Origin of the sequence: Streptomyces sp. NPDC050546, from assembly GCF_044457425.1 — a bacterium.
In the GTDB taxonomy this organism is placed as follows: Bacteria; Actinomycetota; Actinomycetes; order Streptomycetales; family Streptomycetaceae; genus Streptomyces.
Genome location: NZ_JBITGX010000015.1, coordinates 1 through 15,948, shown reverse-complemented (window position 1 = coordinate 15,948; position 15,948 = coordinate 1). Strand labels below are relative to the sequence as shown.

General features: G+C 71.1%; 14 protein-coding genes. 4 read left to right on the top strand and 10 right to left on the bottom strand.

What is annotated here, in order from left to right:
* Positions 1-30 precede the first annotated feature (30 nt).
* On the top strand, positions 31-828 hold the full coding sequence (locus ACIBK5_RS31865) for a nitrilase-related carbon-nitrogen hydrolase (protein WP_399024941.1): 798 nt from the start codon (positions 31-33) through the stop codon (positions 826-828).
* 14 nt (positions 829-842) lie between these two features.
* On the opposite strand, the gene gdhA is transcribed toward ACIBK5_RS31865, so the two are convergent.
* From gdhA to ACIBK5_RS31825, 8 genes are all read right to left on the bottom strand, one after another.
* Positions 843-2,189, bottom strand: a complete 1,347-nt coding sequence (gene gdhA / locus ACIBK5_RS31860; RefSeq protein WP_399024939.1) for an NADP-specific glutamate dehydrogenase — start codon at positions 2,187-2,189, stop codon at positions 843-845.
* A 173-nt stretch (positions 2,190-2,362) separates the two neighbouring features.
* Entirely contained in the window at positions 2,363-2,950 is a 588-nt protein-coding gene (locus ACIBK5_RS31855) for a TetR/AcrR family transcriptional regulator (protein ID WP_399024937.1), read from the bottom strand.
* 32 nt (positions 2,951-2,982) lie between these two features.
* Entirely contained in the window at positions 2,983-4,155 is a 1,173-nt protein-coding gene (locus tag ACIBK5_RS31850; protein WP_399024935.1) for a pyridoxal phosphate-dependent aminotransferase, read from the bottom strand.
* 24 nt (positions 4,156-4,179) lie between these two features.
* The gene (locus ACIBK5_RS31845) at positions 4,180-4,977 is read right to left on the bottom strand and encodes an SDR family oxidoreductase (protein ID WP_399024933.1); all 798 of its coding nucleotides are present in this window, start codon (positions 4,975-4,977) and stop codon (positions 4,180-4,182) included.
* 53 nt (positions 4,978-5,030) lie between these two features.
* A complete protein-coding gene (locus tag ACIBK5_RS31840) occupies positions 5,031-6,071 on the bottom strand; it encodes a biotin-dependent carboxyltransferase family protein (protein ID WP_399024931.1) in 1,041 nt (346 codons plus the stop codon).
* A complete protein-coding gene (locus ACIBK5_RS31835) occupies positions 6,068-6,805 on the bottom strand; it encodes an allophanate hydrolase subunit 1 (RefSeq protein ID WP_399024929.1) in 738 nt (245 codons plus the stop codon). Before ACIBK5_RS31835 ends, ACIBK5_RS31840 begins: the two co-directional genes overlap by 4 nt.
* Before the next feature lie 18 nt (positions 6,806-6,823).
* A complete protein-coding gene (locus ACIBK5_RS31830) occupies positions 6,824-7,630 on the bottom strand; it encodes a LamB/YcsF family protein (RefSeq protein WP_399024927.1) in 807 nt (268 codons plus the stop codon).
* A gap of 26 nt (positions 7,631-7,656) precedes the next feature.
* Complete coding sequence (locus ACIBK5_RS31825; protein ID WP_399024925.1) at positions 7,657-9,033, bottom strand: MFS transporter; 1,377 nt, start codon at positions 9,031-9,033, stop codon at positions 7,657-7,659.
* A gap of 431 nt (positions 9,034-9,464) precedes the next feature.
* Here ACIBK5_RS31825 and ACIBK5_RS31820 point away from each other — a divergent pair, with 431 nt between their 5' ends.
* The 3 genes from ACIBK5_RS31820 (at position 9,465) to ACIBK5_RS31810 (ending at position 13,542) form a co-directional block, all read left to right on the top strand.
* On the top strand, positions 9,465-10,103 hold the full coding sequence (locus ACIBK5_RS31820) for an RraA family protein (protein ID WP_399024923.1): 639 nt from the start codon (positions 9,465-9,467) through the stop codon (positions 10,101-10,103).
* A gap of 14 nt (positions 10,104-10,117) precedes the next feature.
* Positions 10,118-11,167: a D-2-hydroxyacid dehydrogenase gene (locus tag ACIBK5_RS31815; RefSeq protein WP_399024921.1), complete on the top strand. Its 1,050-nt coding sequence runs from the start codon at positions 10,118-10,120 to the stop codon at positions 11,165-11,167.
* Positions 11,168-11,391: 224 nt separating this feature from the next.
* Positions 11,392-13,542, top strand: coding sequence for an MMPL family transporter (locus tag ACIBK5_RS31810; protein WP_399024919.1), 2,151 nt, complete (start codon positions 11,392-11,394; stop codon positions 13,540-13,542).
* Between the two features lie 105 nt (positions 13,543-13,647).
* Here ACIBK5_RS31810 and ACIBK5_RS31805 read toward each other — a convergent pair whose 3' ends face one another.
* Positions 13,648-15,099: an ATP-binding protein gene (locus ACIBK5_RS31805; protein WP_399024917.1), complete on the bottom strand. Its 1,452-nt coding sequence runs from the start codon at positions 15,097-15,099 to the stop codon at positions 13,648-13,650.
* Positions 15,096-15,788, bottom strand: coding sequence for a response regulator transcription factor (locus ACIBK5_RS31800; protein WP_399024915.1), 693 nt, complete (start codon positions 15,786-15,788; stop codon positions 15,096-15,098). Before ACIBK5_RS31800 ends, ACIBK5_RS31805 begins: the two co-directional genes overlap by 4 nt.
* Between the last annotated feature and the right edge of the window lie 160 nt (positions 15,789-15,948).

The following is a 15,948-nucleotide window of genomic DNA, read 5'->3' as shown; positions in this document are numbered from 1 at the left end:
AGGGAACGGGTTCTCCCGGAGGTGACAGTCATGCGAGCCTCGCTGATACAGCTGTCCGTGGACGCGTCGGACTCCGCCGAGGAGCGCCGCCGCAGGGCGGCCGCGCTGGTCCGCGGCCGGGCCGGCGACGATCTGGTGGTCCTGCCGGAACTGTGGACGGCCGGCGCCTGGGCGTACGAGGGCTGGGGGCGCGACGCCGAAGGGGTCGACGGCCCCACCGCCGAGGCCATGTCCGCCGCGGCGCGTGCGGCCGGGGTCTGGCTCCACGCCGGATCGATCGTCGAACGCGACGGGGACGGGACCCTCTACAACACCGCCCTCCTCTTCGACCGGGCCGGTGACCTGCGCGGTCACTACCGCAAGATCCACCGGTACGGCTTCGACACGGGTGAGGCGACCATGATGGGCGGGGGCGGCGACATCGTCACCGTGCCCACCGAATTCGGTGTGATCGGCCTCGCCATCTGCTACGACCTGCGCTTCCCCGAGCTCTTCCGGGGCCTGATCGACGCAGGGGCGGAGCTGATCGTGGTGCCCGCCGCCTGGCCCGCGGCCCGGCTCGCCCACTGGCAGCTCCTGACCCGCACGAGAGCCCTGGAGGAGCAGGTCTTCCTGCTGGCCTGCTGCGCCACGGGCACCCATGGCGGTATGCGGCAGGGCGGGCACAGCGTGGCCGTCGACCCCTGGGGGACGGTCCTGGGCGAGGCCGGCACCGCGGCGGAGACGGTGACGGTGGAGGCCGACATGGGCGAGGTCGCCCGGATCCGCTCCGAACTGCCCGTCCTGCGTGATCGTGTCCTCGCCGTGGGCTCCGCCGTCCGTCGGTGACGTCGACGGCCCGCTTACACGACGCCCTGGGCCGTCATCGCCTCGGCGACGCGGAGGAAGCCGGCGGTGTTGGCGCCGAGGACGTAGTCGTCGGCGTCGCCGCCGTAGGTCTCGGCGCTGACACGGCACTGGGCGTGCACCTGTCCCATGATGGTCGCGAGCCGGTCCTCCGTCCGCTCGAAGGTCCAGCTGTCGCGCGAGGCGTTCTGCTGCATCTCCAGCGCGGAGGTCGCGACCCCGCCCGCGTTGGCCGCCTTGCCGGGGGCGAAGAGGATCCGTGCCTCGCGGAACACCTCGATCGCCTCGGGCGTGCAGGGCATGTTCGCGCCCTCGGCCACGGCGAGCACGCCGTTCTTCACCAGCGCGACGGCGTCCTGAGGGCCCAGCTCGTTCTGGGTCGCGCACGGCAGGGCGATGTCGCACGGCACGTCGTACACCGACCCCCGGGCGGAGAACCGCGCGGCCGGCTTCGCCTCGGCATAGGCGGAGACCCGGGCCCGGCGCACCTCCTTCACCTCCTTGAGCAGGTCCAGGTCGAGGCCGTCCTCGTCGACCAGGTACCCGGAGGAGTCGGAGCAGGCCACCACGCGGCCGCCCAGGGCGTGGACCTTCTCGGCGGCGTAGACGGCGACGTTTCCTGACCCGGAGACCACGACCCGGCGTCCGTCGAAGTCCTGGCCGCGGGTGGCGAGCATCGCCTGGGCGAAGTACACCGCTCCGTAGCCGGTGGCCTCGGTGCGGGCGTGCGAACCGCCCCAGCCGACCGGCTTGCCGGTCAGGACACCGGCCTCGTAGCGGTTGGTGATCCGCTTGTACTGGCCGAAGAGGTAGCCGATCTCGCGGCCGCCCACCCCGATGTCCCCGGCGGGCACATCCGTGTGCTCGCCGAGGTGGCGGTACAGCTCCGTCATGAACGCCTGGCAGAAGCGCATGACCTCGGCGTCCGAGCGGCCCTTGGGGTCGAAGTCCGACCCGCCCTTGCCGCCGCCGATCGCCATGCCGGTCAGCGCGTTCTTGAAGATCTGCTCGAAGCCGAGGAACTTGACGATGCCCAGGTTGACGCTGGGATGGAAGCGCAGGCCTCCCTTGTAGGGCCCCAGCGCGCTGTTGAACTCCACCCTGAAACCGCGGTTGACCCGTACCGTGCCCTGGTCGTCCACCCACGGGACCCGGAACATCAGCTGCCGCTCGGGCTCGCAGAGCCGCTCCACGATCCGGGCCTCGGCGTACTCCGGGTGGGCCCGGAGCACGGGGCCGATGGCGTGCAGGACTTCGTGTGCCGCCTGGTGGAACTCCGTCTCCCCGGGGTCCCGTCGGCGAAGGGTGTCGTAGACAGCCTCGATGTGGGCGCTGACGTCCATGTGCGTCGTCTCTCTTCGCTCAGGTGCGGGCCGGACTCGTGCCGGCCGGATGCTCGGTTGTTCGCGATGGCGGACACCCACCACCACGCGCGAGCGCGCCGAATTACTCACCGGCGGGCGCTCCGCGGCGCGGGCCGGCGTCGACGGGGGAACCGCCGCCCCGGGTCTTCCTGTCAGTCTCGGGAGAGTTTGTCCGCCTCCGCCCAGCCGATCAGGGCACCGCGCAGTGCGGCCACCAGGCGGCCGGCGGCCTCGTCCTCGGTGCGTCCGCTCTTGATGAGGTCGAGGATGTCGCGCGGGTCGAACAGCGCGTTCCACAGATAGAGGGCTTCGTCGCCGAGGTCTTCCAGGCCGAGCTCCTGGGTGGTCTGCCGCAGCGGTTCGGCGAGCGCCTCGGCCTGCGGCGCGAGGTAGCCGGTTCCTTCGCGCAGGCGCTCCAGATAGCCGCGGTGCGAGCGCATCTGGGCCATCGCGCCGCCGTGTTCGAGGACGAGGGAGACCCAGTGCCTCGACACCGCCTCGAGTTTCGTCATGCCGCGGGTGGTCTGCGCTGCGCTGAAGTCCTGCAGTTCGGAGCCCACTTGGGCGCGGAAGGCGTGCAGCACCTCCTCGACGGAGGAGAAGTGGCGGTAGGCCGTCGCGGTGGACACCTCGGCGTGCTTGGCGATCTCGGCGAGGCTGACGGGCGTGGGCGAGTTCTCGAACAGTCGCGCGGCCGCCTTGATGAGGTGCCTGCGGTTGCGCTCGGAGTCACTGCGCATGGGTCGATTCCTCGTCGTGTACGGGACGGTGCTCATCGCAGGGCCGAAAGACCGGCGGCCAGGCGGCGGACACCTTCGGTGATGGACTGCGGGCTGGCAGCGTACGACAGCCTCAGGTGCCCCTCACCCCGCGCTCCGAACTCGCTCCCGGGCCGGACGGCGACGCCGTGCCGGGTGCGCAGCGCCGCCACGACCTCCACGGACGGCAGATCGATGTCGTAGCGCGGGAACTGGTAGAAGGCGCCTTCGGGTGCGCTGAGGGTGAGGCCGGGGATCGCGGCCAGTTCCCCGCGCATGAGCTCGCCGCGCTCCTGGTAGGCGGCGCGCATCCGGGCGACGTCGTCGTCGCAGCTCTCCACCGCGGCCAGCGCGGCGTCCTGGACGACGGTGTTGACGGAGCCGTTGAAGGTGTTGTGGATGCGCGCTGCCGCCTGGATGAGCGGCGACGGACCCCAGAGGTAGCCGACGCGCCAGCCGGTCATCGCGTAGCTCTTGGAGAACGTCTGGCAGTAGACGGTCCGTTCGCGCAGGCCGTCGACGGAGAGCGCCGAGGTGAAGGGGCGGCCGGTGTAGTCGAGGTCGGAGTACGCCTCGTCGGAGATGACGATGGTGGGGGTGCCGTCGAGGAGGGCGGCGAGCGCTTCGAGTTCCTCCCGGCCGTGCACGATGCCGGTCGGGTTGACGGGGTTGCAGAAGACGAAGAGCTTGGCACCGGTGAGGGCGTCGGCGAGCCGGTCGAGGTCCCAGTGCAGGTCGGGTGCGAGCGGGACGGGGACGACGGTGCCGCCGGCCATGGCGACCAGGTCTCCGTAGAGGGAGTAGGTGGGGTCGGGGACGACCACCTTGTCACCGGGGTCGACGAGGGACAGGATCGACGCGGCCAGCCCGGCGGTGCCGCCCTGGGTGATCAGGACGTCGCCGGCGGACACCGGGGTCCCGGCGGTGTCGGCCAGCTTCGCGGCGAGGGCCTCGCGCAGGGCCGGTTCGCCGAGCAGCGGTGAGTAGTGGGTGCGGCCGGCGCGCAGCGCGGCGTGGGCCGCCTCGGTCACCCGCTCGGGGGTGTCGAAGTCGGGTTCGCCCATCGCGAGGGAGACGAGGTCGGACCGGGACTGCGGCTGCTGTGTCCGGCGGGAGGCGGCGGCGATCCGGGCGACGGCGGCGGCCGTGTCGTACAGGGGCGGCTGTGTGGTGACGGTGGGCGGCATGCGCTCCTCCTGGTGACGGGGTGGTCAGGCCTGCGGTGCGGCGTCGGCGGGGGCGCCCGCCAGGCGGCTGATCTCGAGGTCGGCGGAGACGTCGCGCTGGCGGGTGGGGGCGACGACGATCTCCTGGAGGACGACGCGCTGGGGCAGGGCGACGGCCAGGCGGATGGCCTCGGCGACGTCCTCGGGCCGCACCATGGCGGCGCGTTCCTCCGGCGCCGGGGGGCGGGCGCGGTGGTCGAGGATGGGGGTGTCCGCTTCGCCGGGCAGCACGGTGATGGCGCGCAGGCCCTGGTTGCGGAACGTGTTGTGCAGGAAGGTCATGAAGTTGCGTACGCCCGCCTTGGCCGCGCCGTAGGCGGCGCCGCCGAGCAGGTTGGGGTTGACGGCGGCGAGCGAGGAGACGGTGACGATGGTCCCGGCGCCGCGGTCGAGCATGTCGGGCAGGACGGCCTGGGTGAGCTGGAAGACGGCGGTGAGGTTCACGTCGAGGACCTGGCGCCACTCGTCGTGCGGGAGCCACTGCGGGTTGAGCACCGACGAGGAACTGCCCGCGTTGTTGACGAGGATGTCGACCGGGCCGAGTTCGCTCCGCACCCGGTCGAGGACGCGGCTCACGTCGTCCGCGCGGGTGATGTCCGCGGCGAGTGCGAGAGCGGTCCCGCCCTCGGCGCGGATCGTGGCGGCGACCTTGTCGAGGGCCTCCTGTCTGCGTCCGATCAGGACCACGGCGGCGCCGTCCCGGGCGAGCAGTCGCGCGGTCTCGAGCCCCATTCCGCTGCCGGCTCCTGTGATGAGCGCGATCGCGCCGGACGATGTCGTCACCGTTTCTCCTCCATCGGTGATATGAGATTCACCTTGCATATGAGAATAGATTCTCAGATTGATTGGGGCAAGGGCTGGGGCAGGTTCTCGGATGTGGGTGCGGGCAAGGCCGCCGTGAATCCGAGTGCGCCGAATGCCTCGGCCGCCGCCCGTCCGAGCGCGCGAACCTCGGACTCGCGGTGCGCGAACCGGCGCAGCGAGGTCTCGCGGTCGATCCAGCGGAACCTGAGTTCCCGCCCCGGCCCGGCCTGCCCGAGCAGGGGCAGGGACGCCCGTGCGGCGACGCCGACGACGGGATAGCCGGCGGTCAGGCTCCGGTAGCGGCCGAGGACGATCAGTTCGTCCGCGTGCGGGATCTGCAGCGCCCCGATGGGCACGCCGTGCGACACGATCTCGGTGTCGGTGTCCGGGTGGAGCACCGGCCCGTCGAGCCTGAGCCCGACGTGGTCGGAGCGCGGCGTGACCACGTACGTCGCCTCCTCGATCACCTCGCGGATCCCCGCGATCGTCCGCATGCCGGGGGTGGGGACGACGTCGACGACCCACGGTCCGTCGTCGAAGCGCGGTACGGGCACGGGGAGCCGGAACAGCCGCGCCTCGAACGGCCGGTGCCTGAATCCCCGGAACGCCGACTCCAGCAGGACACGCGAGCCGCGTGCGACGGTCTGCCCGAAGCCCATCCGGGCGTCCGGGGCGGCACTGCCCAGCAGCTTCTCCGTGCTCAGCGTTCCGTTCACCGCCAGATATGTGCGGGTCCCCCGGCTCATGTCCCCGCGGATCCGCACCTCGTGGCCCGCGGGCACGACCAGCGGCGACCAGGTGTCGGCGGGCGAGCCCGCGACGGTGACCCGGGCGGGCGCACCGGTCACCGCGAGCAGCACATCGGCGTCGGGCACGAGGGCCAGCTCGCCGCCAAGATTCTCCAGCAGGGTCGCGCCGCGGGGGTTGCCCACGAGGAGACTGGCCACGGCCGCCGAGTGCTGGTCGGCCGCTCCCCCGGTGGGAACGCCGCGCTGTTCCGTGCCGCTGCGGCCGAGGTCCTGGAACGTGGTGATCCATCCGGTGCTGGTGAAGTCGAGCGTCACGGTCGTCATACGGCCACCTCCGTCGGCAGCAGGAAGCCCTCGCCCAGCGCCTCGGCCTCGTCCCGGGTGACGGGGACGAAGCGCACGACGTCGCCGGTGCCGAACGACACGGGGTCCGGGCGGGAGATGTCGACGATGGTGTGCGGCGTACGCCCGACCACGCGCCAGCCGGTCGGGCCGGGGAACGGCTGGATGATCGCGTTGGTCCCGGCGATCATGACGGCGCCGGGGGCGACGTCCGTGCGCGGCTCGGCCCGCCGGCGCACCGGCCGGGGCACCTTGAGCCCGTCCATCATCGGGGCCATCGCCGCCCCGAGGAGGCAGACGGTGAAGGTGGACCGGGCGATCGCCTCGACCACATCGGTGGTGGCCAGGCCGAGTTCGTCGGCGACGGACACCAGATCGGGGCCGGTGTCGTCGTCGAAGACCACGGGGATGGCGAACGTCCGCACCTGCCGTGAGCGGGCCGGTCCGTCCGCGGGCGACGGAGCCCACCGCGCCACCAGCCGCGCCGCGTACTCCACGTGCTCGAGCGCGGTCAGCAGCGGGTCGAACTCGATGAGCAGGGACTCGAGACCGGAGACGACGTCGAGCACACCGTGCGGGCGGTGCGCCAGGAAGCGGTCGCGGAACGCCACGATCCCGGCCCTGCGGACGGCCTGGTCGGCATGCGGGATGGTCACCATCACCGCCGAGTCCCCGTAGGGCTCGACGGTGAGGGCGCCGTACTGTGCTGTGCTCATCACCTGGTGCGCGCCGCCTCAGCCGGCGAGCGCGACCTCCGCCTTCTGCGCCAGGACCTCGCGCAGGCCGCCGACGTGGATGCCCGCCTTGTCGAGCGCGGCGCGCAGCGCGGTGCCGTTGGCGAGGACGGACGGGTGGTCGCCGTGCAGCAGCAGGACGTCGGCGTCGTGGCCGAGCGGGACCACGTTGCCTTCGACCGAGCGCACCGTCCCCTCCCGTACGACCTGGGCCGAGCGCTCGCCGATCAGCTCCGGGTCGTGGATGAGTCCGCCCTCGTGGGAGCGCGGCACGGGCATGCCGTCGTCGCCGTAGCCGCGGTCGGCGAGGAACACGTAGCCGACCTCCAGGCCGCGCTTGCGTGACTCCTCCGCGAGCAGACCGCGCTGGCAGATGACGATGTAGTCGGTGTTGTAAGCGGCGATCGCGTCGGTGATGGCGCGGGCGTGCTTGGCGTCGGTCTGCGCGATGGAGCCCATCCGGCCGTGCGGGGCGACATGGCTGATGGTGCCGCCGTGCACCCGCGCGAAGGCGTCCAGGGCGCCGAGCTGGTAGAGGACGTCGGTGCGGATCTCCTCCTCGGTGGCCTCGATGAGCCGGCGGCCGAAGCCGACCAGGTCGGGGTAGCCGGGGTGGGCGCCCAGTTCGATGCCGCGCTCGACGCAGTCGGCGACCGTCCGGTCCATGATGCGCGGGTCACCGGCGTGGAAGCCGCAGGCGATGTTCGACGAGGTGACCAGGCCGAGCAGGGCGCCGTCGTCTCCGATCGTGTAGTTGCCGAAGCTTTCGCCGAGGTCGGCGACGACGGCTACGGAGTTGATTCCCATGGTGTCTCTCCTCGTGGGGGGATGATTCAGCGGGCCGCGAGGGGCCGGCCCTTGGTCTCGCGCAGGAAGGCGATCGTGACCAGGGTGATCAGGGCGGTGATGATGGAGGCGAACGCCGGGACGAGGTTGGAGCCGGTCGACTCGATGAGCTCGGTCATCACCAGCGGGGCGCTGCCGCCGAAGATGATCGTCGAGAGGCTGAACCCGATGCTGTAGGCGGAGTAGCGCACGGTGGTCGGGAACATCTCGGCGAGCACGGTGTGCACCACGGCGGCGTGCCCGGAGAAGGCGATCGCGAGAACTACGGTACCGATGCAGGCGAGCCCGAACTCGCCGGTGGTGATGAGCCGGAACATCGGGTACGAGACGGTTGCCATGGCGACGGCCGAGCCGGCGAGGACGGGCTTGCGGCCGATCCGGTCCGACAGACGGGCCATGAGCGGGATGCAGACGACGATGGCGACCAGGCTGACCGCGGTGACCGTGAGCGCACGCAGCATCGAGAAGTTGTGCTCGCCGAGCGAGGTCTTCAAGTAGGTCGGCATGTAGACGAAGAGCAGGTAGTAGCCGGGGCCGTTGAGGGCCGGGAGGAAGATCGTGAGGACGATCGCCCGCAGATGGCGCGGGTTGGTGAAGGCCTCCCTGAGCGGGTTGCGCACCACGGTGTTCTGCTCGCGCAGCGCCTTGAAGTGCGGGGTCTCCTCCAGCCGGCGCCGGATGTAGAAGCCGACGTAGCCGAGCGGGACGGCGAGCAGGAAGGGCACCCGCCACGCCCAGGAGGTCATGGAGTCGTCGCCGAGGGTGGTGATGAGGACGGCGGAGAAGGCGCTGCCGAACATCAGGGCGACGAACGAGCCGACGGCGATGAAGCTCATCATGTAGTTGCGGCGGGCGTCCGGCGCGTACTCGCCGACGAAGGACATGGCGCCGGCCACCTCGCCGCCGGCGGAGAAGCCCTGCAGCACCCGGAGCAGTACCAGAAGGACGGGGGCTGCCACGCCTATGACGGCGTGGGAGGGGATGAGGCCGATGGCCGCGGTGGCGGCGGAGATCAGTACCAGGAGGGCCGCGAGAAGCCCCTTGCGCCCGAGCTTGTCCCCGAGGTAGCCGCAGATCACGCTGCCGAACGGGCGGGCGACGAAGCTGACCAGGAAGCCGACGTTGGTGAGGAAGAGACCTCCGGCCTCGGCCTCTCCCATGATGTTGATCGCGAGATAGGTGACGAGCAGGCCGTAGATGCCGTAGTCGTACCACTCGACGAAGGAGCCGATCGAGCCCGCGACGGTGGCCTTGCGGACGACCTTGCGGTTGGCGGAGACGACGTCGACCGCTGCCGCGCCGGGCGTCTGTGACGATGCCTCGTCACGGTCTGAGGGGATGTCGAGCCGATCTGACGTTGTCATACGCGTTCACTTTCGGTGTCGCGGACTCCGGGGACGGTGTCCTGAGGATCGCGCGCCGAGCGGAGGGGGTGCCGGTGATCGCTCATGCGCCGAGCTGCGCCCACGGAGGTGGGGCCAGGAGGGGAAAGCGGTGACAGTGCCTCAGGGGCGGGTGACTCGGTGCTGTTCGCATGCGGCCCGCGTCTGAGGGGGCGGGCGGAGGTGTCACGGTGGAAGACCGCGGAACAGCACCGGAGCCGAGTTGCGACTGGAATCGCGAATGAGAATAGGTTCGCATTCTCGGGCGGTCAAGGATCCGTTCACCCTCTCGTCGAACTCGCACTCTCACCCCGACCGCTCCCGTCGGTCACCTCTTGTGCCGCACGTCCGATGGATGCACACTGGCTGACGCGAAACGCGAAAGCTTTCGCATTTTCTGGAAGGACTCTGCGATGACCCAGGACAACGTGCGCGTCAACACGGCGTGGGAACGCGTCGACGAGCAGGTGCTCAAGCGGTTCCGCGCCCATTCCGTGGCCAACCTCGGCGACGCCCTCGACCGGCTGAACATCGTCGACGGGGGCATCGCACCCATCTGGAACGGCGCCACAGCCGTCGGCACGGCACTCCCGGTCCTCACCGTCGCGGGCGACAACAAGGCCGTGATCGAGGCGCTCGAGCACATCCGCCCCGGCGACGTCCTCGTCATCAACGCCTTCGGCTACGACGGCCGCGCGATCATCGGCGACAACCTCGCCCAGCGGTTCGCCCTGCACGGTGCCGCAGGTGCGGTCGTCGACGGCTTTGTGCGCGACGCCGCGATCATCGAACGGCTCGGCGTCCCGGTCTTCGCACGGGGGCTGACCCCCGCCGGGCCCTTCAAGAACGGCCCGGGCACGATCGGCGAGGCCGTCGCCATCGGCGGTGTCGTGGTGAACCCGGGCGACATCGTCGCCGCCGACGGGGACGGCGTCATCGTCATCCCGCCGCACCGCGCCGAGGAGGCACTCCAGGCCGTGGAGGAGATCGTCGCCCGCGAGGCCGCGCTGGACGCCGAGGTCGAGGCGCTGCGCGCCCAGGCCGTCCGGTGACCGGCCGGGACCGGGTGCCTGACCGCCTGCGCGTCGCCGTCGCCGCCCCGCTGTCCGAGGAGAACGCCGCGCACATCCGGCGTCTCGAGCCTCGGATCGACCTCGTGCTCGACCACTCCCTGCTGCCCCCGATGCGCTGGCCCGCGGACTTCTCGGGCGAGCCGGGCTGGCAGCGCACTCCGGAGCAGCAGCGCGCCTACGAGTCGGCGATCGACTCGGCCGACGCCCTGTACGGGATCCCCGACGTGGACCCGGCCGCCCTGGCCCGCGCCGTCCGGGCCAACCCGCGCCTGCGCTGGGTGCACACCATGGCCGCGGGCGGAGGCGGGCAGGTCAAGGCCGCCGGCCTGAACGCCGAAGAGCTCGGCCGGGTCCTCTTCACCACCTCGGCCGGGGTGCACGGACGTCCGCTCGCCGAGTTCGCCGTCTTCGGTGTGCTCGCGGGAGCCAAGGACCTGCCCCGCCTCAACCGCCAGCAGCGCGAGGGCGAATGGAGCGGACGCTGGACGATGGGGCAGCTGAGCCGCCAGACCGTACTCGTTCTCGGCCTGGGCGGGATCGGCCGGGCCGTGGCGACGGCACTGCACGCCCTGGGCGCGACGGTCATCGGTACGAGCAGAAGGGACGTCACCGTCCCGGGCGTCTCCACCGTGGTGCACCCCGACCGCATCACCGAGGTGGCTCCCACCGTGGACGCCGTCGTCAACACGCTCCCCGGAACGGAGGCGACCGAACACCTCCTCGGCAAGCGGTTCTTCGACGCCCTGCGCCCCGGGGCCTCGCTGGTCAACGTGGGGCGTGGCACCGTCGTGGACGAGGCGGCACTCGCCGACGCGCTCGACTCCGGCCGGGTCGGCTTCGCCGCGCTGGACGTCTTCGAGACGGAGCCGCTGCCGGCCGGCAGCCCGCTCTGGCACCACGACCGGGTGCTGGTGAGCCCGCACACCGCCGCGCTCGACGCCTCGGAGGACCGCCTCATCGCCGAACTCTTCGCCGCCAACGCCACCCGGCTGCTGGACGGACAGGACCTGGTCAACCGGGTGAACACCGTCGAGTTCTACTAATCATGGCGTCCATCGTGGACGACGAGGAACGCTGGGCCACGATGCTCACCCAGCCCGAGGTGCGGACGATTCACCGCGACGCACCCACCACAGGACATCGATGATCAACATCACCCTCTACAACGGACGCCGGTTGCTTCACAGGCTCTAACGGTGGTCTCAGGTTCGCTCATTAGGAAGTAGGCATCAGATGAGCGATGCAACCCGTATGTAGGAGGCTAGTGATGGCAGTCAACGCAGCGCCGTCCGGGGAAGCGCCGGCCGGTCGGTTGGCAGGCCGGTGGGTGCCGTGGTTAGTGATTGGCCTGTGGTTGGCGCTGGCGGTGTTCATGGTGCCGCTGAGCGGAAAGTTGAGTTCGGTCACCACCGACAGAGCCGCGGACACCCTGCCGGCCGGCGCCGAGTCCACCAAGGTCGCGGTACTGGAGGACAAGCTCCCCGACGGTGACGACAACACGTTCGTCTTCGTGTACCACCGCGCCGCCGGCATGACCGACGCCGACCGCGCGACGGTCGAGCGCCACTACAACACCCTTGCCAAGCGGTACCCGCCGAAGGTGGCGGCCCCGGCCGGTGACGACGACGAGGGCCCACCGACGAGCCGCTCCACCGACGGCAAGGCGATGACGTTCACCCTCGACGTGAGCACGACCTACGGCGCACCGGAGGACATCGTCGGCCCGTTGCGTGACGCCGCGAAGGACCGCCCTGGCGGCCTGGAACTCGACGTGACCGGCCCGGCCGCGATCGACGGCGACATGGACGCCGTCTTCGACGGCATCGACGTGCAGGTCTTGCTCACCACCATCGTCGTCGTCACGCTCCTGCTCATCCTCACCTACCGCAGCCCGGTGTTGTGGCTCATCCCGCTCGTGGCCGTGGGCGCGGCCGCACTGACCTCGATGGCGACCGTCTACCTGCTCGTCAAGGGCTTCGGCATCGTGGTCAACGACCAGAACTCGGCGCTGCTGACGATCCTGGTGTTCGGCGTCGGCACGGACTACGCGCTGTTGCTCATCGCTCGATATCGGGAGACTCTGCACCACCACCAGAACGTCCGGGTCGCGATGGTCCACGCGCTGCGCAGCGCGGCGCCGGCCATCGTCGCGTCCGCGGCCACCGTGATCGCCGGCCTGCTCTGCCTGCTCGTCGCCGACCTGAACAGCACCAGCGGGTTGGGCCCGATCGGCGCGGCCGGCATCCTGTGCGCGCTGGTGGCCATGCTGACGCTGTTCCCGGCGGTGCTCGTGGTGCTCGGCAGGCGGATCTTCTGGCCGGCCATCCCGCGGTTCGGCACGGCCATGGAGCAGAAGCCGGGGCTGTGGGGACGGCTCGGCACCGCCATCAGCCGCCGCCGGTGGGTGGCGACGCTCGGCTCGCTCGGCGTCCTCGGTGTGCTCGCCCTCGGGCTGGCGGGCAACACCGGCAACCTGCGGGAGCAGGACCAGTTCCTGTCCGCGCCGGAGTCGGTCACCGGCTTCACCGTTCTCCGCAAGCACTTCCCGGAGCTCGGCGGCCAGCCGATGACGATCTTCATGCGACCGGCGCACCAGGAGCAGGTGCTCGACATCGTCAAGGACACTCGCGGTGTGGCCCAGGCCATCCCGGAGCAGACCAGCGGTGGCTGGGCCAACATCTCCGTGTTCCCGAAGGACGCGCCGGACACCGTCGCGGAGTACGACACGATCAAGCGGGTGCGCACCGCCGTGCACGCGGTGAGCGGGGCGGAGGCGATCGTCGGCGGGCCGAGTGCGGAGAACCTCGACACCGAGGTGACCACCAAGAGCGACGAGAAGCTGGTGATCCCGCTGGTGCTCGCCGTCGTCCTGATCGTCCTCGGGCTGCTGCTGCGCGCGATCCTGGCCCCGCTGGTCCTGATGGCCACCGTGATCGTCTCATTCGCCGCGGCCTTCGGTGGCAGCGTGTTCGTCTTCGACACGATCCTCGGATTCAAGGGCATCGACAATTCGGTGCCGCTGCTGGCATTCCTGTTCCTGGTGGCGCTAGGCGTCGACTACAACATCTTCCTGGCCAGCCGGGCCCGGGAGGAGACCGTGCGCCTCGGCACCAGAGAGGGCATGCTCAAAGCCCTGTCCGCCACCGGTGGCGTCATCACCTCGGCAGGTCTGGTCCTGGCGGCCACGTTCGCGGTCCTCGTCACACTTCCGCTGGTGATGCTGATCGAGGTCGGGTTCCTGGTCGCCTTCGGCGTGCTGCTCGACGCCCTGCTGGTGCGGTCGGTCCTGGTGCCCGCCCTCACCCTGCTGATCGGCCGGCGGATCTGGTGGCCGAGCCGGCTGTCCCGGCCGGCGGCGGAGCTGCCGGCCGGTCAACAGTCGCTAGCCAAGGGCGAGGAGCCCGCGCTGCAACGGTGAGCGCGGCGGCACGGACGAGATCCGGGACGGGGCCCCAGGCCCGTCCCGGATCTTTTCATGGGCCCGACGGTCGCCGCCCGGTCCTGCGCCACGCGCCGGGGTGGGTCAGCGCACCGCGGTGTCCTCCCCGGCGGTGCGCCGCGGGATCGGGGCGGGCGGGGCCGCGGCCGGAAGGTCGACCCGAAGCAGCGCGCCGCCGCGTGCGGAGCGGGCGACGGTGGCCCGGCCGCCGTGGGCGTCGACGACCCGCTGCACGATCGAAAGACCCAGCCCGGATCCCGGCAACGCCCGGGCGCTGTCGGCACGGTAGAACCGGTCGAACACCCGCGGTACGTCGGCGGCGTCGATGCCCGGCCCGGCGTCGTCGACCTCGAGCACCGCCGACGCGCCCTCGGCACGGAGCCGGACGTGGACCGGCTGGTCCACGGGGGACCACTTGCCGGCGTTGTCGACGAGGTTGAGCACCGCCCGCTGGAGCGCGGCGGGACGCCCGCTCACCCACACGGAGGTCACGTCGAGCGCGACCTCGATGTCGGGCACGCGGGAACGCGCCCGGGTCACGGCGGCCACCACCACGTCGGCGAGGTCGAGCAGCTCGGTGTTCTCGTCGCTGACGTCACCGCGCGCCAGATCGGTCAGCTCGGCGGCAAGGGTGCTCAACTCGGCCACCTGGGCGCCGAGATCGTTGAGCAGCCGGGTCCGGCTCTCCGCCGGCAGTGCGCTGTCCAGGGTGCCGCGCCGATCGAGCCGGATCAGCAGCTCGACGTTGAGACGAAGGCTGGTGAGCGGGGTCTTGAGCTCGTGGGCGGCGTCCTCGGCGAGCAGCCGCTGGGCCCGCCGGGAGTCCCGGAGCGCGGCGAGCATGTCGTTGATCGACCGGATCAGCCGCCGGATCTCCCCACCGCCCTCATCCGGGACGTCGGCGTCGAGATCCCGGGTGTGCGCGACACGTACCGCGGCGGCGGTCAGCCGGTCGATCGGTGCCAGCCCGGCCCGCGCCACGGTCCGCCCGACGAGGGCGCCGCCGACCACGCAGAGCAGCCCGATCAGCAGCATGCCGAACCCGAACCGGTTGATCGGGCTGTCGTCGGCGGCGCGGGCCACCTGCACCGCGCCGTCGCCCGCCCGCAGCGTGTAGATGAGGTAGCCCTCTTCGTCGCTGTCCTTCGTCTCCATCAGATCGGTCACCTCGCCCTGCGCCACGCGCCCGGCGTGCTCGCTGACGGGGGGCAGCTCGGGTTGGCCGGCCGGCGTCCGGGTCGAGCCGTCGGGCAGGATGACCCGCACCAGGCGACCGGATCCGGGATACGGCGGTAGCTGGACCTGCGCCAGACCGGCGCGCTGCGCGTTCGTCGCCAGGACGCGGGAGTCGGCGCGCAGCTGATTCTCGGCGGTGTCCCGCAGCTCCCAGTCCAGTAGTTCGCTGGCCACCTGGAAGGCCACGAACACGCTGACCGCGATGGCCGTCGCCGCGATCACCGTCAGCCTGGTCCGCAGGGACCGCCGGCGCCACCAACGGGTCAGCCGGCGCGGTTCCCGGCCGGCGGGCCTGCTCACGGAGGAGTCTCCCGCAACGTGTATCCCAGGCCGCGCAGCGTGTAGATCAATCGCGGCTCGCCCTCGGCCTCCAGCTTGCGGCGCAGGTAGCTCACGTACACCTGGAGGTTGTTGGCGGTGGCGCTCATGTCGAAGCCCCAGATCGCCTCGAACAGCGCGTCGCGGGTCAAGACCCGGGTCGCGTTGCGCATCAGGACCTGCAGGAGGGAGAACTCGGTCCGGGTCAGGCGCAGCGGCCGCTCGCCCCGCCACGCCTCGAATCTGTCGGGATCGAGCCGGACGTCGGCGAACGACAGGATCTGCGACTCCTCGTCGGTCGGCGTGCGCCGGCGCAGCAGGGCCCGCACCCGGGCCAGTAACTCCTCGGTGGCGAACGGTTTGGGCAGGTAGTCGTCGGCGCCCGCGTCCAGCCCCGTGACCCGGTCGGAGACCTGGTCACGGGCGGTCAGCATCAGCACCGGCAGATCCCGACCCGCGGCCCGCAACCGCCGGCAGGTCTCCAACCCGCCGAGGCGGGGCATCATCACGTCGAGGATCAGCAGATCCAGCGTGTCACCGCCGGCCCCACCGACCCCGTCGAGCACGGCGAAACCGTTGGCGACGGTGCTGGTGTCGTAGCCCTCGACCTGGAGCACCCGCTCCAGCGACTCACGGATGGCCGCTTCATCATCCGCGATCATGATCCGCACGCCGGCCCGCCCCCTCCCAGTCGATGTTTTTACCGCTCATTGTCCCCGATCAACCTGAGACCAGGCTTAGACGTCATTTCAGTTGGTGAGTCGGCGGTGACATATGAGGGTCGCTGCGATGGCGGTGAAGGCGAGGAAGTGTTCGGGCTTGCGTTCGTAG